Raw genomic sequence first — 21,137 nt, 5'->3', positions numbered from 1 at the left:
TTATTTGTAAACTCTTTAATCGTAATTAGTAAATATTATATCAAAATTTTTTATAAAACAGCTTCATTTGTTGTTAAAGGGCTTAAATTTGCCAAATAAAATAAGTTATACACATAGTGAATAAGTAGTGAATAAAGTTTTTCCTTTAAGTGAAAATTTATTAAAAAGATACCATTATACGGGCTATAGATGAATGTGAATAGAAATTAAACAGAAAGAGTGAAAAGTTGAAAATATTAGGAATTGACCCAGGTACTCGAAACTGTGGATATGCTATTGTAGAAAAGAGTGGAAACAGTGTAAAACTTATTGAAGCTGGATTAATAAAAATTAAAACAAAAATCTTACAAGAGCAAATTGTAGAGATGACAGAGGGCTTTGATTTGATATTTGCCAAACATGAAATAGATGAAGTTTCTATTGAAGATATGTTTTATGCCTTTAATCCAAAAACAGTTATTAAACTTGCCCAATTCAGAGGAGCAATATCTTTAAAAATTTTGCAAAAATTTGGTAATTTTGCAGAATATACTCCACTTCAAGTAAAACAAGCAGTTACAGGAAATGGAAAAGCTACAAAAGAGCAGGTGGCTTTCATGGTTAAAAGGCTTTTAGGGGTTAAAAAAGAGATTAAACCTCTTGACATAACAGATGCTATTGCAATCGCTTTAACGCATGCTCAAAGATTGTAAACTAATTTTAAAATAGATATAATTCAGCCCCCAAAAATTAGGATAAATAATGATAAAAAAAATCGGAATATTAGCTTCATATAATGGAAGTGGATTTGAAACAATTCAAAAAGCTATAATTGAAAAAAAATTAAATGCAAAAGTTGTTGTAGTAATTACAAATAATACTAATGCAGGAGTTTTAGAAAAAGCAGAATCTTATGATATTCCTTATTTTATTATAAATGATAAAAGATACCCAGGACAAAATATAGATGATAAAATTGCTAGATTACTTTTAGAATTTGGTTGTGATTATATATTTTTATCTGGATATATGAAAAAAATAGAATCAAATCTTTTAAGTGCATTTCCTAATAAAATAATAAATACACACCCAGCATTACTTCCATCAATTTATGGTGGAATTGGAATGTATGGAAGATTTGTACATGAGGCTGTTATTAAAAATGGTGAAAAAATATCAGGTGTTACAATTCATTATGTAGATGAAGTTTATGATGAAGGTGAAATTATTCTTACAAAAGAGCTAGAACTTACTAATGATGAAACAGTTGATTCTTTAGAAAATAGAATAAAAGAGCTTGAAAGTGTTGCTATTGTTGAAGCATTTGAAAAACTACTAGCAAAAAGCTAGTAGTTAAATTTTTATTTAAAAATAGCTGCTAATTCTTCAGCAGTTTTTACATATTTAATGTCTGTAATTTTAGAGTTTTCTAAAGTAATTATAGAAATTTTATCTTGTTCAACTGGAAATAATCCCTTATTTTCTTCGTCAACTAAAAGAATAGGAAAAGCATAATCTCTCATTTTTGGTAAAGCAAAAAATTTAGAAATTAAACTTGGCATTCCTGTAATATCTGCTACATAATCAATATTATTTGCACTTAAATAATTTTTATCTTTTGTAGATAAAAAATCTTTTATAGTAGCACTTTCAGCTTTTGTAGCTGAGAAAATTATTGTTTTAATATTTTCATCAACCGCATGTTCTTTTTCAAATTGATCTTTGATTGTTAACGTTGGAAGAGTTTGTCCCACTGTTAATGAAGCTGCAAATGCACTTAAACCAAAAAAAACTGTAAATAGAAATTTTTTTATCATTTTTTCTCCTGTATCTTTAAAATTGTTGAATAATACCTACAAAAAGTAAATGAAAAGTTAAAGAGAAAAAATTATTCCTTTGATAAAGTTGGTAAATGCCATTTTTTATAATATGCAAGAAGTCTCAAAACTACACCAAAAATAAATACAAGAGTGATTGCTGGTAAAGTTCTTAATTGTAAAATTTCTAATACAAAAATTATTGAAGCTATGATTAATGCAACTGTTGCATAAAATTCAGAAACTAAAATAGAAGGAACTCTGTTTATTAAAATATCTCTAATTGTTCCACCACCAACTGCTGTTAAAAATGCAAGTATTAATACACCTAAAAAATTAAAATCGTTTTGAATTGCTACAATTGAGCCAGTTATTGAAAAAGAAACCAAACCAATAGCATCTGAGATTATAAAAGCACTTTTTCCTTCTAAATCATCAATTTTATGTAGTTTAAATAAAAGTGCAATTACAACAGTTGCAACTACTAAAAAAACAGGAAGATTTGTGGTAAAAACATAAGGTGTTCTATCAGCAAGTACATCTCTAATCATTCCTCCGCCAAGAGCAGTTAGAAATGAAGAGATGAAAACACCTAAAATATCAAGTTTATAGTGAACGGATATTAAGAAGCCACTCAGTGCAAAACAAATAATTCCAATAATATCAGCAATTTCTAATGCACTCATAATTTTAAATCTCCAAAAAAGAATTGATACAAATCTTGTATTGTTTATGATTATACAAAATTTAGGTTAAAAAATTGAAAGACCAGTTTTTGTTGTAAATAATTCTAAAGCTTTTGTTCCAATAAGTGAATTTCCTTGTTGATTTAATCTTGGAGAATATACACAAATGGCCATTTTTTTAGGAACAAGGGCAACTATTCCTCCTCCAACACCACTTTTCCCTGGAAGTCCAACTTTATATGCAAAATCTCCACTAGCATCATAGTGACCACATGTAAGCATAAGTGAATTTATTCTTTTTGCTTTTGATTCAGTTATGATAGTTTCATTTGTAAGAGGATTTTCTCCATGATTTGCTAAAAAAAGCATAGAACGAGCTAGTTGAGCTGGACTCATCATAATTGAACATTGTTTAAAGTATGTATTTATTACATCATCTATATTATTATAAATATTTCCATAACTTTTTATCATATTTATAAGTGCATAGTTTCTAAATCCATGTTCTAGTTCTGAATGAAAAATTTCTTCATCATAACTTATTGTTTGGTCATTAGAAACCATTCTTATAAACTCTAAAATTTGATTAAAACTATTTTCTTTATAAATAGAGATTAAAGAATCAGCTGTAACTATTGCACCTGCATTTATAAAAGGATTCCTTGGAATACCATTTTCATATTCTAGTTGAACTAAAGAGTTAAAGGGATTTCCAGATGGTTCGTGACCAACCCTTTTATATAAGTTTCTTCCATAGTGATTTAAAGCCAAGGTGAAAGTAAAAACTTTTGAGATACTTTGAATAGAGAATTTTTTATTTACATCCCCAATACCAAAAGAAGTTCCATCAAACATTTGAATGGACATAGAAAATTGGTTTGGGTTTACTTTTGCAAGTGCAGGTATATAGTTTGCAACTTTACCTTCTGAAAAAAGAGTTTGAATCTCTTGTTCAATCTCTTCTAATATTTTTTGATAATTCATTAATTTCCTAATAATTCCTTCATCGCTTCGGCTGTTTTTCTAATCTCCCATTGAGCATGAGAATCAAGTCTTAGTTTGAAGTAGTTTTCTAATTGAGTTGGTTGAAAACCTCCCCAAATTTGTGAATATCCAGCTTGTGGTATTATTCTTCTAGCTTCTTGTGGTTTTACACCATCTTCTAAAGCTTTGTAATAATGTTCTAAACAAATATCTAATATCTTTTGTGTATTACCATATTCAGTAGTTACATCTTTCATCTTTTCACTTACATAAAAATCAAAAGGAACTCTTTTCCCACTCACATATCTTCTTGAAAGTTCTTGCCAGTTTACTCTATGTCTTACCATTTGAGATCTTGTTGGGAAGTCAACTTTAAATAAAAATACTTTGAAATATTCTTCGATAATCTTACACTCTTCAAGTGTGTTATAAGTGGTTCTAATATCAAAGCTATACTCTTTTGGATTATTCTCAAAATCATAAACTAAAGCTCTATAATTTGTAAGAAGATATTTCCCATCACAAATTAATTCTCCAAACTTTTTTGTATTTGAAAATTCAAGAGCTAAAATTTCTTTATGTTTTTCATTTGTAAAATCAAGTAAAACAGGAACAAATTCAAAACTTGATGATGGTAGACCTTGTGATTCTGCCATAAGTCTGTTATATAAACTTTCACTTCCTAAGGCTTTTGGTGATTGATAACAAATTGAAGCAACTTGAGTGATAGCTAAGATTCTATTTTCTTCATTTAGATTGGCTTTTGAAAAGTCCCAATTCTCTACAAAAGCGATATCATCACCAAATATATTCTCTTTTTTGTTAATCATGTTTATCATTTTTTAGCACCTTGTTGTATAATTAAAATAGATTATACAAAAAACTACATACATAGATAATTAATTTCAAGGATAGATATGAGTATAAAAAAAATAGTTAAATTTAGTTTTATATTGATTTTGTTCATTATTGCGATAATTGGAATTATAAATACTATAGTTATTTATCAAATTAAAGAGAATAATTTAGCTAAACAATCTATTAATAATTTAGTTTCTATGCAAGAAAGAATGAACGAATTATTAAAAGATACAATTACTTTAGATTCTATTGTTGAGTTGGATAAAGCAAAAGAAGATTTTGTTAAGTATGAATTAGAGTTTGAAAAGATACAAGAGACTTTTAAAGAACAAGATAAAAATGATTTAATAGATTTTTTTATAACAGGTATAAATAAAGATGAAGTTATTGCTAAAAGACTTGAACTTTTATTTAAAAGTGAACAAGAAATAGAAAAAGCATTTGATTCTATTTATTTATTACAAGAGAGTAAAATTGAGTTGCTTGAGCAATTTAATAGTGATTATCCAATAGAAAATGAAATAAGAAAAAAAATTGACCATGAGATAATTGAGCAAAAAGATTTTAAACTTTCTCAATTATTTGGAGATGTGAAATATTATAGTAAAGAAGTACTTTATCAAAAAAGAGATAGGGAAACTTTTGAGAAATGGTTAGGAAAAATTCAATTATTAAAAAACAGTTATGATAATGTTGATACTCAAAAATATCTACAAATTGTTGAAAAAGTTGGTACTCAAAGTGTTAAAATTAAAGATATTGAAGACAAAGAGTTTGAAATTAGAAATATAAGTCTAAATATCATTAATATTAATAAAAACTATAGTTTTGAAATAGAAGAAAAAATAGAAAAACTTTCAAGTAATTTTATTAATATTACATATATAAGTATTTTGATACTTTTAATAATTGTAATTAGTTTTCTAACACTTTTAGCTTATAAAGTTTATAAAAATGTTGGTTTATCTGTAGATGAAATTGAAACAAAAATAGAAGATGGTTTAATTGAAATTACAAAATTAAATCAAGAGATAGAAAAAACCCAAAAAGAAGTTGTATTTACAATGGGTGCTATTGGTGAAAGTAGATCTAAAGAGACAGGAAATCATGTAAAAAGAGTTGCAGAGTATTCAAAACTTTTAGCTTTATATTATGGTTTAGATGAAAAAGAAGCAGAGATGTTAAAACAAGCAAGTCCAATGCATGACATTGGAAAAGTTGCAATTCCAGATGCTATTTTAAATAAACCTGGACGTTTTGATGAAGCTGAGAGAGAAATTATGAATACTCACGCAGCTTTGGGTTATGAAATGCTTAAACATTCAGATAGACCCCTTTTAAAAATGGCAGCAATTGTTGCAAATGAACACCATGAAAAATGGGATGGAAGTGGATATCCAAGAGGAGCAAGTGGAGAAGATATTCATATTTATGGAAGAATTACTGCACTTGCTGATGTTTTTGATGCTTTAGGAAGTGATAGGGTTTATAAAGAAGCTTGGAATGATGAAAAGATATTTAATTTGTTTAAAGAAGAGAAAGGAAAACATTTTGACCCAAAACTTGTGGACATTTTCTTTGAACATTTAGATGAGTTTTTAAAAATTAGAGAGACTTTTAAAGATAAGTTTTAAAAAGATATAACTTAAAGCAAAAGATTACAGATATAAAATAGAACTTTTCTTGTACTTTAAATTTTTCATATAGAGTAATATTTTCTAAAATTTAGAGGAATTTATATGAATGGTAATATTTGGAATGCAGATAAATATGCACAAGGAGCAAGTTTTGTGTCAACTTTAGCTTTTTCGTTAGTAGATATTTTAGATGCAAAAAAAGATGAAAAAATCTTAGATTTAGGCTGTGGAGAGGGAACTTTAGCAAAAGAGATTCAAAATAAAGGTGCAAAAGTAATAGGTGTTGATTTAAGTGAGAATATGGTTACAAAAGCAAAAGAGAACGGAATTGATGCTTTTGTTATGGGTGTTACAAATTTACAGTTTAAAGATGAAACTTTTGAAAAAGTATTTTCAAATGCAGTGTTACATTGGGTAAAAGATTTAAATACAAGTGCTAGTGAAATATCAAGAGTTTTAAAAAAAAATGGAAAATTTGTAGCTGAATTTGGAGGATTTGGGAATATAAACTCTTTATGCCAAACAATGCAAGAGGTTTTTTTAACTCATGATGATTTTGGAGAATTCAATAATCCTTGGAATTTTGTGAGTGTTGAAGAGTATAGAAATATTTTAATTAATAATGGTTTTGATATTAAATCAATAGAGTTAATTCCAAGACCCACAAAAATTAATGATATAAAAGAGTGGTTAGATATTTTTGCAAATGGAATTACTATAAATTTGAGCCAAGAGAAAAAAATCATTTTCAAAAATGAAGTTGAAAAGATTTTAAGAAAAAAGATATATGACCAAGAAAGTGGCTGGATTGCTGATTATGTAAGATTAAGAGTTGAAGCTTATAAACTTTGATTTTTTAATATTTAAAATAATATAAGTTTCAAGAAATTTTATAGGCTCGTCCATACAAAAATAACATTAATCATTTTTATTATTTTCTTCAACTTCATAAATATAAACTATATCAGATTTATTTGCATCTATTTTTAAACTTTCATTTTTTTCTATTTTTTCATTTGAAATAGTAATATATGGAAGATTACTCAATCTTGTAAATCTCAAAGGAATACCTAAGTTTTGCTCTATATGCATAGTTCCAGCAAAAACTAAAAGTTTATCTTTTGGAGTTTTTATAACCTCTTTTGATATTTTTGCCACATTTTGTGCCATATATGTATCCCAAGCAACTTGTACTCTATACATTCTTTCTTCACAAGGTTCTTTAGTTATTGATGGCATTTTGTCACAATGCTTTAAATATGGAGAGATGAGTTGTTTATGAGCAGTTACATTTAAATCTAGATTGTCATAAAAAGCTTTTTCTTCTGTACTCATTTTATCAAATTGCTTTAAAGAGATTTTTGTTCTATCTTTTTTTGATATGTTCATACCATAAAGTTTTCCACCATTATTTTTTATAGCTTTATAAAGTGGTGATACATATTCCCATTTAAATTTTGTAAATTTATCCCACTCAACTTTTTGTTTGAGTGTAGCTGTATCAAATTTATTATCCGTGTAATCTTTTAATATAGAGTTTTGTTCAGGAGTAAACCATTCATTTGCTAGACTTAATTTGTAACCTTTTTTAGTTAGTTCATTTATAAAGTCTGCAAAAAATTTGTGAGTTTTTTCTGTATTATGATGATCTCCTACAAAAATAACTGGATAATTTTCTACTTCATTTAGAAGTTCTTGCATAGAGATGCTTTTTGCTTGTTTAATAGAGTAAATATCCTCTTTTTTTTCAAGATTATGAGTTAATGGTGCAACTTTATTTGTACAACCTGTAAATAAAAAAATTGTAGTTATAAAAGCTATTAAGAGTTTTAACATATTTTTTCCTTTTTATGTTTTATTGAATTTCATTATAAAATATTTTATTATAAAAAATAAAATTTGTTTGTTTTTGTACGCCATCATCTATTGTTATATGAAAACCTTTTTCTATAAAAGTTAATTCAATATTTAAATCAAATGAAGTTGGTTTTACTAAAAGTAAACCATGAAATTTAACTTCATAAAATTATAGGTTTCAATAAAAAGTTTATTATCTTCTTTTTTTCCCTTTTATCTATAGTCTTTCCAAAAGAACTCATATTAAAGTATGAGTTCTTTTATAATAAATTAAAATTTATAGTTTAATCCTACATAAGCAAGTCTTCTTTTTAATACATAAGGATTGGCATCTTCAAAATCTTTATCAGTAATATTATCAACACCAATTCTTGCGGTTAAATTTTTAGTAAGTTCTTTAGAAATTTGAGTATTTAAAATTGTATAACCACCAACTTTTTCTAAATTAGCTTCATCAACATATTGTTCTCCTAGATAGTTTGCACTTATATAAGATGATATACCCCAAGCTAATTTAGAAGTTAAACCAATATTAAATGTGTGTTCAGGTTTATAAGTTAAATCTTTTCCTATTTGTTTATTTTCTGTTTTAACATAAGTATAATTTGTATTTATTTGATGATCTTCTGTAATATCATAATTAATACTTAGTTCAAATCCTTTAGCTTCTGCTTCATCAACATTTACATATTTTGACCCTGTTCCATGTCCTTCCGATTTAATCATATTTTCTAAATCTGTTTTAAATACAGATGCTTTAAATGTAGTATTATTTCCATATAATTCATAAGCTAGTTCATAAGATTTTGAAGTTTCTGCTTTTAGATTATCATTACCTTGAATACCCATAGAAATATATCCACTTGAACCTTGAGTTAAAAGGGGAGCTTTAAATCCTTCTCCATAGTTTAATTTTAATCTTTGGTTATCATCTATTTTATATATTGAACCAATATTTGATGAAAATTCATTTCCATATTTTTCATTATCATCATATCTTCCACCAAGAGTGAAGATAAAGTTTCCTAGTTCTATTTCATCTTGAATATAATAAGCATTAGTTTTAGACTCAAAATTCCATTTTGATTGACCAGTCATTGGGTATTCTCTATCATGAGTCTCTTTTGATGTTTCAGCCCCTAAAACAATATCATTATATTTTAGTGCTGTAACTTTTGCTTCTGCTTTTAAAGAATCATTAGTAAGTTTAGTAATATAGTTCATAGTAGATGATGAACCTCCTTTATATTTTGAATCTAATTTTGTTTTAGAATAATCTATATCAAAAGATATTTTTTCAAAACTTTTTTTATAGCCAATACTATATATATCTCTTTTCAAATTATAATATTCTGGATAGTCTTCTAGTTCTCTTTTTTCTTCACCTTTTATATATGAAGTATAAATACTTTGTGTATCATCAAAATTATATTGGAGTTTGATATTTGCACTTTCATTATCAATACCTTCCATGTATGTATGATCAAATCCTGTAATTTCAGAACCTACTGTATAATCTCTATTATATTTATTCGCACCAACAAACATAAAAAGTTTATCAGAAATATTTCCACCTATATTTGCACTAATATTCTCTTCGTCTCCACCTTTTTCAGCAGAAGAGAAACCAGATTGAATATCTATTTCTCCATAAATTTTTTTAGTATCTTTTTTTGTGATAATATTTATCACTCCACCGATAGCTTGTGAACCATAAATAGAACTTTTTGGCCCTTTTATAATCTCAATTCTTTCAATCATATTAACAGGAACCCATGAATATTGAAAATCACTATGTCCAATATAAGCATCTGTTGGACTTATTTTCTTACCATCAATTAAAATTAATGTATAACTTGAATCAAGACCTCGAATAGAGATACTTTTTCTTCCAGCTAATGAAGATGAATTTACAGTTTCAATAATTCCTGCTTGCTTAACTAAAATATCTTTGATACTTGTTGCATTTAATCTAGCTATTTCTTCTGCTGTTATAACTGTAACTGAACTTGAAATATCATCTATTGATTTATTTGATTTTGCAGTTACTATTATTTCATTTAACTTTGTTGTATTTTTGTTTATCTCTTCATTTGCAATTACACTTGATGTAAGTATTGCAAGAGCTGAAATTGTAAATAGACTTTGTTTATACACTTTATTTTCCTTTGTAAATTTTTGATTAATTTCTTTTAGATCATTATAATTAAACTAATAATGAATATCAATATTAGTTTATATAAATTGGAATTGTTTTTTCATAAATTGGGTTTATTAGAGTGTATATAACACATACTATGAAGTAGTAATTAACATTTCTTTATTGAGTCTTTTTGAGTAAACAAATTCACTTTCAACATGAAAAATATCATAAATATTTTCATAGGTTAAAATATTTTTTGTTTCTCCAAAATATTTTATCTCACCATCTTTCATCATAGCAATCTGATCAGAATAAAGGTAAGCTTGATTTATATCATGAAGTATTGCACATATTCCAATATTTAAATCTTTTTGTAACTCTTTTGCTAAATCTAAAATTTTGTATTGGTAAAATATATCTAAGTTTAAAGTGGGTTCATCTAAAAAAAGATATTTTTCTTTTTCACAACTTGCATAAAGTTGTACAACCACTCTAGCAAATTGAATTTTTTGTTTTTCTCCACCTGAAAGCCCTTGATAATCTTTATTTGCCAAAGGCTCTATATTTAGTTTTTCTATAATATAGCTTAATATATTTTTTTTATCTTTTGGATTTAAATCATATGCATAAAGACCCATTTCGACAATTTCTATAGCTTTAAAATTATAAGGGAAAAAGAAAGATTGTTGTAGAACAGATCTTTTTAATGCCAGTTCTTTATCTTCAAAATTATTAATATCTCTTTTATTTAAAGTAATATTGCCTTCTTGAATATCTATATTTCTATTAATTGTTTTCATTAATGTTGATTTTCCACAACCATTAGGACCAATAATAGATAAAAAAGAGTTTGGTTTTATTTCTATATTTATATTATTTAATATTTTTCTTTTTTGTATTAAATAAGTTAAATTCTTTATTTTGTACATTTTTTTCCTTAAGCCATAGAATTTTGTCTATTTTTAAGTAAAAGCCACAAGAAAAAAGGTGCACCTAAAATAGCAGTAATAATTCCAATTGGTAACTCAGCAGGAGCAATTATAGTTCTTGATAAACTGTCTGCCCATAATAAAACAAAAGCACCTAAAATAGCACTTAACGGTATAAAAAATTTGTGATTAGAGCCAACTATAAGTCTTGCTATGTGAGGAACTACTAAACCTATAAATCCAATTATCCCACAAAAAGCAACGCTTGCACCAATAGATAATGAAACAAAAAGTATTATCATTTTTTTAAGTTTTTCAGCATTTACTCCTGAATTTCTAGCTTCATCTTCTCCTAATAACATTAAGTTTAATTCAACTTTTTTTCTATAAGCAAAAAGATATGTTACTAAAACTATTGGAATCAAAGTCAAAATAACTTTCATATCACCGTTTGCTAAACTTCCCATTGTCCAAAAAGTAAAACTTTTAAGTTCTTCTTCTGTACTAACATAAGTGAATAATCCAACTAACGCTCCAAGCATAGCATTTATGGCAATACCTGCCAAAAGCATAACAGTTACAGCCACTTTGTTATAAACTGTTGCTAATTTATAAATGATAAAAATAGTAATACTAGCACCTAAAAATGCACTAAAAGGTAAAGAAAGATAAGATAAAAAACTATTGTAAAGAAAATTTGGTAAAAAACTTCCAAGCAGCATAAATATCACAACTCCTGCACTTGCACCTGCTGAAACTCCTATTAATCCAGGATCTGCAAGAGGATTTTTAAAAAGTGTTTGCATCATTGCTCCACTAATACCAAAAGCAATTCCTACAAGTACTCCTAAAAGAATTCTAGGGAATCTTATATCCATTATTACTTGATAATATATTTTATTCTCTTCAGGGCAGAGTAAAGCATTTAGAATTTCACTACTTGAAATACTAAATGCTCCTATAGCTAAATTTAAAAACATCGATATTATTAGTAAAACTAAAAATATTCCTATAGCTGATTTTTTTATTTTTGTCATCTTTAAACTTATTTACAATATGTTAATTGTTGATTATTTAATATACAAGATAATTTTTGTAAAGCAGTATCAACTCTAACAGTAAAACCTGAAATTAAAAGCATATCCATAGAATAAATTTGATTATTTTTACCTGCATTTGTTGAACTTACAATATTATTGTCAAGTCCACTTTCTCCTGCATGATTAGATGTTATTATTACATCAGGATTCATTTCTAAAATAGATTCTGAAGAAATTTTAGTATATTGTTTACTATTAACTACATTTTCTCCACCAGCTAAATTTATCATAACTCCTGGTTTTGTTTGCGTTCCAGCAGCCATTACTGTACCTTCACCTCTTGAAAATAAAAATAATACTTTAGGTCTATCTTTATCTTTTATCTCTTCTTTCATTTTTAAAAAATTATTTTCTATTCTATTAATAATTTCTGATGCTTTTTTATCTTCTCCTAAAATCTCACCAATTTGTTTAATTTTAATTTTTGCAGATTCTAAAGATGGTTTATCCTCGATAATGTATGTTTTTATTCCATACTTAGGAAGACTTTCCACAACTTTTTTAGGTTCGGCTTGACTACTAATAATTACAACTTCAGGTTTTAAAGATAAGATTCCTTCTTGAGGTAAAGTCAACCAATATCCCACATTAGGAAGTTTTGAGGTTACTTCTTTTGGATATATACTTGATTGATCAACACCTATTAATTCTTTTTCATGACCAAGAGCAATAATAGTTTCTGTAATACTACCACCAACACTTACAATTTTTGAAGCAAAAGCATGATTACTTGCTAAAATTAAAATTAAAACTAATTTAATTATATTAAGCATCTTTTTTTAATCCTTCTTCATGTGTTCCTCCATGGGCTTTTCCATTCATCGTTTGTAATTTTTCAATTTTCTTATTTGAAGTATCAAGTTTAAATGCTGCGCCAAATCCTAAAACTAAATTACCATCAGATGGTGTTAATTTATAAAATCTTGAATCGGGCATAACTCTAACTAAGGAAGCCTGTTCTCCATGTCTTTGTTCAAATAGTTGGGCAATCTTTTCAAATCTTTCATCATTAGCTTCAAATTTTTCTGCATGAGCTTTAAAATATAATCTTTTTCTTGCATAAATGTGATTGGTTACACTTTCATCTTCAATAAAAAGTAAATGAGCTTTTTTTGTATTGTACATATTATGTGAATGTTGAACGGCTGTACTTACAAATACATAAAAATTACTTTCTTCATCTTGTACATATGGTGAATAACTTGCAAAAGGTTCACCTTCTTGGTTAACTGTAGATAATATTACTGTTTTTATGTTGTTTAAAAAAATATTCAACTCTTCTTGAGCTTCTTCTTTTTTCATAATTTTTGGTTTATTTTCCATAAAATTCCTTTGTTTTATATACATAAATTTGTTTTAAATTATAATAGAACTAAGAATGAATATCAATATTAATTTATATAAAATGGAACTCTTTTTTCATAAATCGGATTTTTTTTGAATATCCTTAGGCAAACAATTATATTTATTTGAAAAAGCATAAGAAAAACTTCCTTGATTTGTATATCCAACCATTAAAGAAACTTCTTTTACAGAATATTTATTTATTTTTAAATATTCTACGGCTTTTTCAAGTCTAATATTTTTTAAATATTCGTGAACTGTTTTATTAAAAAGTTGTTTAAATCCTTTTTTTAATTTTGTTTGATTTAATGCCACTTTTTTTGATAAAAAAGCGATAGTTATATTTTCTTGAAATGATTCATCTATTATCATTTTTGCTTTTTTTATTCTTTTTACATCTTCATCATCTAAGCCAATTAGATTAAGTTTTTCTAGTTTTTCTACTTTTTCAAGAACATAAAGTATTGTTTCCATAGTCTTGTTTTTCAAATAAATTTTATCAAGACCACTCGTATACTCTCTATTAAATAGCTCATGAAATCTATTTTCTAAATCAGGTTCATATAACTTTTTACTAAAGTTATTTATGAACATATTGGAAAAAAATCCATTTTCACTTAGATATTTTTCATCTAAAGTTATACATATATATTTTAAATGTTGCCCCTGTTTATTTAATAAAGATTCTTCAATATCTTCTTCATATTCTAAACTTATTTCATTTTTGTTATAAATTTTCTTTTCATTTGTTGAGTGGTTTAACTTTTCAAGTTTACCTTGTAATATTATTCTTATTTGAAGTTGTTTACTTTTACTACGAAGTTTTTGAATATGTGATAATTTAATATTATTATCGACAATATTTAAATAAATATTGTCTTCAACCATGGCATTTATTATTTTCAAATCTATAAATTGATTATTTATAGTTGCTATTTGTTTTATAAAAAATTTGCTCCTTTCTTCTTTCACTAATACTTTACCAGTTTTAAAAAGTTCAGATCTTGATAATTTAGTCATGCATTCTCTTTATAATAATGATTATTAAAATGAATTTTAATTTAAATTAACTTTGATTGCTTTTAAAGCTTGTTTTTTATTAGATAATAATTAATTTTTCTTATAATTTGATTAGAATTTAACTTAAAAATAGATTAAAATTTATATTTTAAGCCAATAACACTTTTTATCTTCATTCTGAATAAATTATCTTTATAATAAAATTCAATAAAAATAAGAGAGTGATTATGGAAAAAATTGATTTAAAATATATTTGGAACTTACTTTTAAAAAAGAAAAAACTTCTTATAATAGGTCAATTAATAACTGTTATTACAATTTTAATAAGTGTTCCGATACCTTTAATGCTTCCAGCACTTGTAGATGAAGTTCTTTTAAATAAACCAGCTTTTTTTGTATTGAATATAAATGATTTATTTGGAGAAGGAACAGCTTTTTATTATATATTTATAGTAAGTTTAGGTGTAGTTTTTCTAAGACTTATATATTTTTTGTTATCTGTTTTAACTACAAAAATATTTACAAATATTGCAAAATATGTAACTTTTAAAATAAGAGAAAATTTACTTTTCCATTTAAAAATAGTTTCTATGAATGAATATGAAAGTTTAGGAAGTGGTGCAATTTCAGCAAATTTAATAACTGATGTAAATACATTAGATAATTTTGTTATATCAGGAATTAGCAAACTTGTTACATCTATTTTAACTTTAATAGCAGTTGCAATAGTAATTATAGTAATTCATCCAGTTTTAGGATTAATGATAATAACAATTCAACCCTTAATAATGTTTTTATCAAGAAAAATAGTAAAACAAGTTGGAAATTTAAAAAAAGAAGAAAATCAAGCAATTGAAGATTTTCAAAATAATATTGGAGAATCTTTAGATTTATTTAGTCAAATTAAAGCAAGTAATAAAGAAGAAGATTTTTTTAAAACAGCAATTTTAAAAGCAAAAAATATTCAAATTACTTCAAATAATTATGGATATAAAAGTGTGGCATTTGAAAGATTTTCTTTCACACTATTTTTGATTGTATTTGAGATTTTAAGAGCAACTGGTTTAGTTATGGTTATGTATAGCGATTTATCTATTGGTATGATGCTTGCAATGTTTGGTTATATTTGGTTTATTATGACTCCTGTACAAGATATATTATCTATGCAATATTCGTATGCAACTGCAATTGCAGCATTAAATAGAATAAATAAAATTTTACAACTTAGAAATGAACCAAATGGAACAAAATTCTTTGAAGATAATAAAAATGGTATAGATATAAAATTAGAAAATCTTAATTTTTTTTATAATGAAAATAAAGATATTTTAAAAAATATATCTTTAGAAATAAAAGCAGGTGAAAAAGTAGCTTTAATTGGTGCAAGTGGAAGTGGAAAAACAACTTTAGCACAAATAATTGCAGGCTTTTATACTAAGATAAGTGGTGAACAAAAATATAATAATATAAAAATTGAAGAGTTAAATAAAAAAAGTTTGAGAAGTGAAATTTTCCTTGTTTTGCAAATGCCAATATTATTTAATAATACACTAAGATTTAATATAACTATGGGAGATGAAGAGATAAGTGATGAATCTATAAATAAAGCTTTAGAAATTGCACAACTAAAACAAAGTGTAGAAAATATGAATGATAAACTTGATACGATAGTAGGGAAGCATGGAGTAAGACTTAGTGGAGGGCAAAGACAAAGATTATCTATTGCTAGAATGATTATTGCAAATCCATCTATTGTGATTTTTGATGAATCAACTTCTGCACTTGATGTTCTTACTGAAACAAAATTATTTAATGATTTAAAACCTATTTTAGAAAATAAAACAGTTATTACAATTGCACACAGATTAAGTACAGTAAAAAATGTAAATAAAATATATGTACTTGATGATGGCAAAATAGTTCAAGAAGGAAATCATAATAAATTAGAAAAAGAAGAGGGACACTATTTAGAATTTATTAAAAATCAACTAATTTAAAATACAAAATTTAATACAAAGGAAAAAATTATGAAAAAAAAGATTGAAGAGATTTTAAATCAAAATCCAGAAATTTCTACATTGGAAATAGCACAAAAATTAAATGTTAATGAATATGAGGTATTACAGAATATAAATGATAATATTGCTAAAGCAGTTGATGGTTCAAAATTTGACGAAATAATCGAAGATATTTCCACATGGGGGAAGATACTAATGATAAAAATTACTCCATCTTTTGTAATAGAAATTAAAGATAATATGCCAACTGGGACTTATGGACACGGGTATTATAATTTTGATTCTAATGACTCTTCAATTTCAGGACATTTAAAAGTAAATGATATTGAAAAAATCATTTTTATATCTAAAAAACATCGAGGGATGATATCTCATAGTGTGGTTTTTTATGATATACAAGGTGAACATATTCTAAAAATATTTGTAAATAGAGATGAAAATAAAGAGCTAAATCAAGAACAAGTAGAAAAATTTATGGAATTAAAAGATAAATTTTAAAGGTATTAAACTCATTTTCATAAGAGTAATCCAATTTAAAATTATGTTTATCAATAATCTTTTTTACAATACTTAAACCTAATCCAAAGCCGTCCCTTTGAGATAGTTCTTGTGTAAAGGGTTTTAAGTAATACTCTATCTCTTTTGATAGTTTTTTACCTTTATTTGAAATTAATATCTCTTTTTTATTTACTTCAATAATTATTGGGAATGAAATAGCATATTTCAAAGCATTATCAATTAAATTTTTAAGAGCTACTGATAAGTAGTGTAAATCTCCTAAAATCTTAAAATTATCAACTATATTTATATCTATTTTTGACTCATCTTCTAAATAGAGTTTTCCAAGTGATTCTACAATTAAAGTTTCAGCAGTGAAATTTGTGAGATTTAGTTTTGTAAGATCCAGCTTTTCAAGTTCTATTAACTCATTTGTTAAAATTTCTAGATCAAAAAAAATCTTTTTCAATAACTCTTTTTGGGAAAAATCATCAATTTTTTCAATAGCAAATTTACCTTTTGCAATAGGAGTTCGAAGTTCATGTCCAATATCTCTTAAGAGTTCTTCTCTTGTTTTTATAGAATTTTCAAGGGAATTAGCCATTTTATTAAAGGTAATTGCCAAAACTCCTATTTCATCTTTTGAAGATATATCTAACCTACTTGATAAATCACCATTTGCAAAATTTGTGAGCTGTTTGGTTATGACTTTTAAAGGTGATAGTAGTTTTATTAGATATAAAAAGATTAGAATTAAAACAAAAATATCTGTAAAAACAAGAATATTTAATATCAGTTTATCTATGATATTTTTTTCATCGGGAGATTCTAAAATATACTCATCATCTAAATATTTTATTTTTATAATAAATTCATCATCAAAGGATTTTTTTAGAATTATAATATTTCCAAAAGTGAGTCTATTATCATATAAAACTTCATAATCTTTCTCTTTTTTTATGCTTTTTTTATATTCTAAATCATAAATTTTAATTAACTTATCTAATAGACTTTTATTTTCAATATTTTCAAATAGTTCATTTGAGATTTTTATATATTTTTCTTTTACTAAACTATCTACTCTTTTTGAATTTATATTATCAATCCAAAAACCAATAATAGACATAAGAGTTAAACTAATGATAAATAAAATTGATATTTTTTTAAAAATTGACATTTTATCCTACAAACTTATAACCAATACCCCAAACAGATTTGATATATTTAGGATTTTTTGAGTCATCACCAATTTTATATCTAATATTTGAAATATGCATGTCTATTGTTCTATTTTTTGTATTTTCATCCAATGAAGTTGCATGTAGTATCTGCTCTCTTGATGATATTTTATTTATATTATCAATTAAAAATATAAATATTTCAAACTCTATTTTTGTTAAATCTATTGGAAAATCATCTAAAATTACAGTTCTATTATCTTTATCAATTACAAATTCACCAATAGTGATTTTATTTGATAAATTCTTTTTTAAAATATGTTCAATTCTTAAAACAAGTTCCCTTGGTTCATAGGGTTTTGCTAAATAATCATCGGCTCCAAGCTCAAAACCGTGGATTTTATTTCCTATATCACCCCTTGCAGATGAGATGATAATAGGAATATCTTTTATCTGTTTTAGTTTTTTAAATAAATCAAAACCATCAATATCAGGAAGCATTAAATCAAGAATTATAATTGCGTAGTCGTTGTTATTTTTGAAGTTTTCAAGGGCATCTTTTGGATGTGAAAAAGCCGTACAAGTAAAATCATAATCTTGTAAATATTCAAATATTAATTTTTGCATTTGTAAATCATCTTCAATTAATAAAACATTTTTACTCAATTTCTCGCTCCTCAAGATATTTTGAAAATTTTTCTCTTTGTTTTTCATTTAAAATCATATGTATTTTTTTAAGTTTTTCGATTTCTAAAAAAGAGGCTTTTGTTTTTAAATCAGTTAAAATTTCAAAATATAATTTATCATTAAAAATATTATCTTCTATTATATCTTTTAGTTCATCTTCTTTATCTTTTTTATATTCATAGAATTTTTTATATTTGTATTTAAAGTCGATTAAAACCTCTTTTATATCTTTTTTTTGTTGAGGATTTAAATCCAAATATTCAAGATTTTTGTAGGAATATTTGCCATGTTTATCATCACTGGCATGTAAAAATAAAAAAAAACTACTTAAAAGCAGAAAGATTTTTAATATTTTCATTATCAATTAATCCTTTTTCTATATCTGTATGGCAAGCTTTGCAGTTTGCTTTGCTTTTAACTTTTTCATTATCAAAAATCTCTTTTGGTATATCTTTATGTTTTTTTTCCCAATAAGTTGTTTTAGTCATAGCAATAATATCTTTGTCTCCAATAGAGTTTAAAAACTTCCAACTATTTTTCATAGTTGAGGTTTCGGCACTATTTTTAATTAGAAAAGCTAGAATATTTTCATTTAATTTTTCATCTATTGAAGCATCATCACCAAAGTGATTTTCTAAATTGCTCATGATTAATTCCCAAGACTTTTTTGGTAAAAGATTTGGAGGGTACAAAGTGTGACATGAAGCACACTCATTTACAAAGGCTGCATTTTGTGTTTGATAATCCACAGGTTTGTAAATTGATGAGGTTAAGATATTAGTTGGTTTGTAAAGATTAAAACATAAAAAACTAATAAAAAATATAAACATAATTCCTGCAAATACTTTTTGATAGATGTTTAATTTTATACTTTCATCATCATTTGTAACTTTGTAACCTGTAATTATAGAATTAAGAGTTTCATGTTTTTTATGAAGTAATCTATCAACTAAAATACCCAAAATATGGGCAATTATTAAAGCTATAAAGAGATTTGATAAAAGTTCATGTATCTCTTTAAAAAGTTTCATATCTTTAAAATATGAACTATTTAAAAAAGCTAAAATACCTTTTCCCTCTTGAACACCAAAGGCTAAAATACCAGAAAGTATAGTTAAAAAAGCCACAATGAACATGGCAATTAATACATAAGAAGCCAAGGGATTATGACCAATATACTTTTGTTTTTCTTCAAATATATTTTTTAGAAAATCTTTTGAACTTTGAAGATTTGCTGGAAAATCCTTAAATAATGAATATTTAGGTCCAAAGAATCCCCAAAAAGCTCTAAAAATAAGAAGAATTAATACGGCATATCCTGCTATTGCATGATAATTTAATAATTTAGCTTCATCATCACTTAAAAAAGCTAATAAAATAAATAGTACAAAAAGCCAGTGAAAAACTCTAGTTGGCATTGACCAAATATATGATTTTTTCATTAATTACCCCTTTAATCTTCCCATCTACCATAGTTTGGGATTTTTATATCTCTTTCACCATAGATTCCTTTATCAGCTGTCGTATGACAAGCAACACAATTAAATAAACCTTTAACTTCAGGTTGTGTAATCATATTTTTTCTTAGTTCACTATGTTTTTTAATCATGTAAGGAGTTGTTGAAATTGAATCAGGAATTTGTCCAGCTGGAATACTTGAAACAATTCTATTACTTCTTTTATATTGCATATTTTTTTCTGCACTATTATCTTCTAAATATTTTGATAAAGTTTGGAAATCTTCAGGTGCAAGTGAGGCATCTGTTCCAAAATGTTTATCTAAATTTTTCATTATTTTAGTCCAAGCATTAGCTGGAAGTAATCCTGGTTGATAAGCAAAATGGCAAGATGCACATTCATTTATATATAACTGATTATTTACAGGTGCAACATCTGTTTTAGTAGATGAATAAGACTCTGCAAATAAAGAGTTTATAATTAGTGTCAAGAAAATTAAATATTTCATGGTTTTTCCTTTATTTATTTATGATGTAAGTTGTTACATCACCTTTTTCAAGTGCAGATCCCTCACGATTATAAACATCGTTAAAGTTTCTTTTCATCCATTTTTCAATCTCTTTAACATCTGTAAATCTTTTTGGATTTGCTTTTGGAGAAAGGGGTTCAATAGTTTTTCCAGTGAAAGTGTTTTCTCCACTATTATTAAGATTAATAGTGTGACAAGTTGTACATGAAATCTCTTTGCCTTTTTTACCAATATGTTTTGAGGTGAAAATCTCTTCACCTCTTTTGGCATCAAACGTTGTGAAAGTTGGATTAATTTTTAAAACCTCTTGTTTTAAAGTGCTTAGATAATCATCAACAACACTTGCGAAAGTTAGATTTAGAAATAGGGCTGTTAGGAGTAGAATTCTCATTTTGTTATACCTCTGCTTTTT

The 21,137-nt window shown here is 25.7% G+C and carries 22 protein-coding genes and 1 pseudogene; 6 read left to right on the top strand and 17 right to left on the bottom strand.

Going from position 1 to position 21,137, the window contains the following annotated elements; translation table 11 throughout:
* Nucleotides 1–227 precede the first annotated feature (227 nt).
* Nucleotides 228–692 carry a crossover junction endodeoxyribonuclease RuvC gene (gene ruvC, locus AVENP_RS15855; RefSeq protein WP_128359802.1) on the top strand — a complete coding sequence of 155 codons (465 nt, stop codon included), beginning with the start codon at nucleotides 228–230 and terminating at the stop codon, nucleotides 690–692.
* A 52-nt stretch (nucleotides 693–744) separates the two neighbouring features.
* The gene (purN, locus tag AVENP_RS15850) at nucleotides 745–1,329 is read left to right on the top strand and encodes a phosphoribosylglycinamide formyltransferase (RefSeq protein WP_128359888.1); all 585 of its coding nucleotides are present in this window, start codon (nucleotides 745–747) and stop codon (nucleotides 1,327–1,329) included.
* Nucleotides 1,330–1,340: 11 nt separating this feature from the next.
* Here the strand turns inward: purN and AVENP_RS15845 are convergent, their stop codons facing one another.
* The 4 genes from AVENP_RS15845 to AVENP_RS15830 all read right to left on the bottom strand — a co-directional run bounded on the left by AVENP_RS15845 (nucleotide 1,341) and on the right by AVENP_RS15830 (nucleotide 4,305).
* Nucleotides 1,341–1,796 (bottom strand): hypothetical protein, encoded by a 456-nt coding sequence (locus tag AVENP_RS15845; RefSeq protein WP_128359803.1) that lies wholly within the window; start codon nucleotides 1,794–1,796, stop codon nucleotides 1,341–1,343.
* 71 nt (nucleotides 1,797–1,867) lie between these two features.
* Nucleotides 1,868–2,482 (bottom strand): trimeric intracellular cation channel family protein, encoded by a 615-nt coding sequence (locus AVENP_RS15840; RefSeq protein WP_128359804.1) that lies wholly within the window; start codon nucleotides 2,480–2,482, stop codon nucleotides 1,868–1,870.
* Nucleotides 2,483–2,548: 66 nt separating this feature from the next.
* Entirely contained in the window at nucleotides 2,549–3,466 is a 918-nt protein-coding gene (locus AVENP_RS15835) for a glutaminase (protein WP_128359805.1), read from the bottom strand.
* Nucleotides 3,466–4,305 (bottom strand): FAD-dependent thymidylate synthase, encoded by an 840-nt coding sequence (locus AVENP_RS15830; RefSeq protein WP_128359806.1) that lies wholly within the window; start codon nucleotides 4,303–4,305, stop codon nucleotides 3,466–3,468. The genes AVENP_RS15835 and AVENP_RS15830 overlap by 1 nt, the downstream gene beginning before the upstream one ends.
* A 1,011-nt stretch (nucleotides 4,306–5,316) precedes the next feature.
* On the opposite strand from AVENP_RS15830, the pseudogene AVENP_RS15935 reads away from it, so the two are divergent.
* Nucleotides 5,317–5,961: pseudogene (locus AVENP_RS15935) on the top strand (HD-GYP domain-containing protein); the annotation flags it as partial.
* A 105-nt stretch (nucleotides 5,962–6,066) separates the two neighbouring features.
* Nucleotides 6,067–6,816, top strand: coding sequence for a class I SAM-dependent methyltransferase (locus AVENP_RS15820; RefSeq protein ID WP_128359808.1), 750 nt, complete (start codon nucleotides 6,067–6,069; stop codon nucleotides 6,814–6,816).
* Nucleotides 6,817–6,882: 66 nt separating this feature from the next.
* Here the strand turns inward: AVENP_RS15820 and AVENP_RS15815 are convergent, their stop codons facing one another.
* From AVENP_RS15815 to AVENP_RS15785, 7 genes are all read right to left on the bottom strand, one after another.
* Nucleotides 6,883–7,800 carry a ChaN family lipoprotein gene (locus tag AVENP_RS15815; protein ID WP_128359809.1) on the bottom strand — a complete coding sequence of 306 codons (918 nt, stop codon included), beginning with the start codon at nucleotides 7,798–7,800 and terminating at the stop codon, nucleotides 6,883–6,885.
* Between the two features lie 291 nt (nucleotides 7,801–8,091).
* Entirely contained in the window at nucleotides 8,092–9,978 is a 1,887-nt protein-coding gene (locus AVENP_RS15810) for a TonB-dependent receptor plug domain-containing protein (RefSeq protein ID WP_128359810.1), read from the bottom strand.
* A gap of 138 nt (nucleotides 9,979–10,116) precedes the next feature.
* Nucleotides 10,117–10,893, bottom strand: a complete 777-nt coding sequence (locus AVENP_RS15805; RefSeq protein ID WP_128359811.1) for an ABC transporter ATP-binding protein — start codon at nucleotides 10,891–10,893, stop codon at nucleotides 10,117–10,119.
* Nucleotides 10,894–10,901: 8 nt separating this feature from the next.
* The gene (locus AVENP_RS15800) at nucleotides 10,902–11,930 is read right to left on the bottom strand and encodes a FecCD family ABC transporter permease (RefSeq protein WP_128359812.1); all 1,029 of its coding nucleotides are present in this window, start codon (nucleotides 11,928–11,930) and stop codon (nucleotides 10,902–10,904) included.
* A gap of 8 nt (nucleotides 11,931–11,938) precedes the next feature.
* Entirely contained in the window at nucleotides 11,939–12,766 is an 828-nt protein-coding gene (locus AVENP_RS15795) for a heme/hemin ABC transporter substrate-binding protein (protein ID WP_128359813.1), read from the bottom strand.
* A complete protein-coding gene (locus tag AVENP_RS15790) occupies nucleotides 12,759–13,316 on the bottom strand; it encodes a HugZ family pyridoxamine 5'-phosphate oxidase (protein ID WP_172664344.1) in 558 nt (185 codons plus the stop codon). The genes AVENP_RS15795 and AVENP_RS15790 overlap by 8 nt, the downstream gene beginning before the upstream one ends.
* A 96-nt stretch (nucleotides 13,317–13,412) precedes the next feature.
* On the bottom strand, nucleotides 13,413–14,357 hold the full coding sequence (locus AVENP_RS15785; protein ID WP_128359815.1) for a helix-turn-helix domain-containing protein: 945 nt from the start codon (nucleotides 14,355–14,357) through the stop codon (nucleotides 13,413–13,415).
* Nucleotides 14,358–14,584: 227 nt separating this feature from the next.
* Between AVENP_RS15785 and AVENP_RS15780 the strand changes: the two genes are divergently transcribed.
* Nucleotides 14,585–16,354: an ABC transporter ATP-binding protein gene (locus AVENP_RS15780; protein ID WP_172664343.1), complete on the top strand. Its 1,770-nt coding sequence runs from the start codon at nucleotides 14,585–14,587 to the stop codon at nucleotides 16,352–16,354.
* 30 nt (nucleotides 16,355–16,384) lie between these two features.
* Entirely contained in the window at nucleotides 16,385–16,873 is a 489-nt protein-coding gene (gene hutX / locus AVENP_RS15775) for a heme utilization cystosolic carrier protein HutX (RefSeq protein WP_128359817.1), read from the top strand.
* Here hutX and AVENP_RS15770 read toward each other — a convergent pair.
* From AVENP_RS15770 to AVENP_RS15745, 6 genes are read right to left on the bottom strand one after another with little or no spacing between them, the layout of a single operon-like run.
* Nucleotides 16,848–18,050: an ArsS family sensor histidine kinase gene (locus AVENP_RS15770; protein ID WP_128359818.1), complete on the bottom strand. Its 1,203-nt coding sequence runs from the start codon at nucleotides 18,048–18,050 to the stop codon at nucleotides 16,848–16,850. The genes hutX and AVENP_RS15770 overlap by 26 nt on opposite strands.
* A 1-nt stretch (nucleotide 18,051) precedes the next feature.
* Nucleotides 18,052–18,717 (bottom strand): response regulator transcription factor, encoded by a 666-nt coding sequence (locus AVENP_RS15765; RefSeq protein WP_128359819.1) that lies wholly within the window; start codon nucleotides 18,715–18,717, stop codon nucleotides 18,052–18,054.
* The gene (locus tag AVENP_RS15760; protein ID WP_128359820.1) at nucleotides 18,710–19,096 is read right to left on the bottom strand and encodes a hypothetical protein; all 387 of its coding nucleotides are present in this window, start codon (nucleotides 19,094–19,096) and stop codon (nucleotides 18,710–18,712) included. The genes AVENP_RS15765 and AVENP_RS15760 overlap by 8 nt, the downstream gene beginning before the upstream one ends.
* Complete coding sequence (locus AVENP_RS15755) at nucleotides 19,062–20,180, bottom strand: cytochrome b/b6 domain-containing protein (protein ID WP_128359821.1); 1,119 nt, start codon at nucleotides 20,178–20,180, stop codon at nucleotides 19,062–19,064. The genes AVENP_RS15760 and AVENP_RS15755 overlap by 35 nt, the downstream gene beginning before the upstream one ends.
* Nucleotides 20,181–20,191: 11 nt before the next feature.
* Nucleotides 20,192–20,704, bottom strand: coding sequence for a diheme cytochrome c (locus AVENP_RS15750; RefSeq protein WP_128359822.1), 513 nt, complete (start codon nucleotides 20,702–20,704; stop codon nucleotides 20,192–20,194).
* A 10-nt stretch (nucleotides 20,705–20,714) separates the two neighbouring features.
* Nucleotides 20,715–21,116 (bottom strand): DUF1924 domain-containing protein, encoded by a 402-nt coding sequence (locus tag AVENP_RS15745; protein ID WP_128359823.1) that lies wholly within the window; start codon nucleotides 21,114–21,116, stop codon nucleotides 20,715–20,717.
* Nucleotides 21,117–21,137: the final 21 nt, after the last annotated feature.

Source organism: Arcobacter venerupis (genome assembly GCF_013201665.1).
GTDB classification, from domain to species: Bacteria; Campylobacterota; Campylobacteria; order Campylobacterales; family Arcobacteraceae; genus Aliarcobacter; species Aliarcobacter venerupis.
Note: the sequence above shows the minus strand (reverse complement) of the source record. Positions and strands in the feature narration are given on the sequence as shown.

Bases quoted from the DNA above. Each gene is read 5' to 3' on its own strand.
- AVENP_RS15795 (WP_128359813.1), bottom strand. From the start codon at position 12,766: ATGCTTAATATAATTAAATTAGTTTTAATTTTAATTTTAGCAAGTAAT.
- AVENP_RS15750 (WP_128359822.1), bottom strand. From the start codon at position 20,704: ATGAAATATTTAATTTTCTTGACACTAATTATAAACTCTTTATTTGCA.
- AVENP_RS15805 (WP_128359811.1), bottom strand. From the start codon at position 10,893: ATGTACAAAATAAAGAATTTAACTTATTTAATACAAAAAAGAAAAATA.
- AVENP_RS15835 (WP_128359805.1), bottom strand. From the start codon at position 3,466: ATGAATTATCAAAAAATATTAGAAGAGATTGAACAAGAGATTCAAACT.
- AVENP_RS15745 (WP_128359823.1), bottom strand. From the start codon at position 21,116: ATGAGAATTCTACTCCTAACAGCCCTATTTCTAAATCTAACTTTCGCA.
- AVENP_RS15830 (WP_128359806.1), bottom strand. From the start codon at position 4,305: ATGATAAACATGATTAACAAAAAAGAGAATATATTTGGTGATGATATC.
- AVENP_RS15780 (WP_172664343.1), top strand. From the start codon at position 14,585: ATGGAAAAAATTGATTTAAAATATATTTGGAACTTACTTTTAAAAAAG.
- AVENP_RS15790 (WP_172664344.1), bottom strand. From the start codon at position 13,316: ATGGAAAATAAACCAAAAATTATGAAAAAAGAAGAAGCTCAAGAAGAG.
- hutX (WP_128359817.1), top strand. From the start codon at position 16,385: ATGAAAAAAAAGATTGAAGAGATTTTAAATCAAAATCCAGAAATTTCT.
- AVENP_RS15815 (WP_128359809.1), bottom strand. From the start codon at position 7,800: ATGTTAAAACTCTTAATAGCTTTTATAACTACAATTTTTTTATTTACA.
- AVENP_RS15845 (WP_128359803.1), bottom strand. From the start codon at position 1,796: ATGATAAAAAAATTTCTATTTACAGTTTTTTTTGGTTTAAGTGCATTT.
- AVENP_RS15755 (WP_128359821.1), bottom strand. From the start codon at position 20,180: ATGAAAAAATCATATATTTGGTCAATGCCAACTAGAGTTTTTCACTGG.
- AVENP_RS15820 (WP_128359808.1), top strand. From the start codon at position 6,067: ATGAATGGTAATATTTGGAATGCAGATAAATATGCACAAGGAGCAAGT.
- AVENP_RS15770 (WP_128359818.1), bottom strand. From the start codon at position 18,050: ATGTCAATTTTTAAAAAAATATCAATTTTATTTATCATTAGTTTAACT.
- AVENP_RS15760 (WP_128359820.1), bottom strand. From the start codon at position 19,096: ATGAAAATATTAAAAATCTTTCTGCTTTTAAGTAGTTTTTTTTTATTT.
- AVENP_RS15840 (WP_128359804.1), bottom strand. From the start codon at position 2,482: ATGAGTGCATTAGAAATTGCTGATATTATTGGAATTATTTGTTTTGCA.
- AVENP_RS15800 (WP_128359812.1), bottom strand. From the start codon at position 11,930: ATGACAAAAATAAAAAAATCAGCTATAGGAATATTTTTAGTTTTACTA.
- AVENP_RS15785 (WP_128359815.1), bottom strand. From the start codon at position 14,357: ATGACTAAATTATCAAGATCTGAACTTTTTAAAACTGGTAAAGTATTA.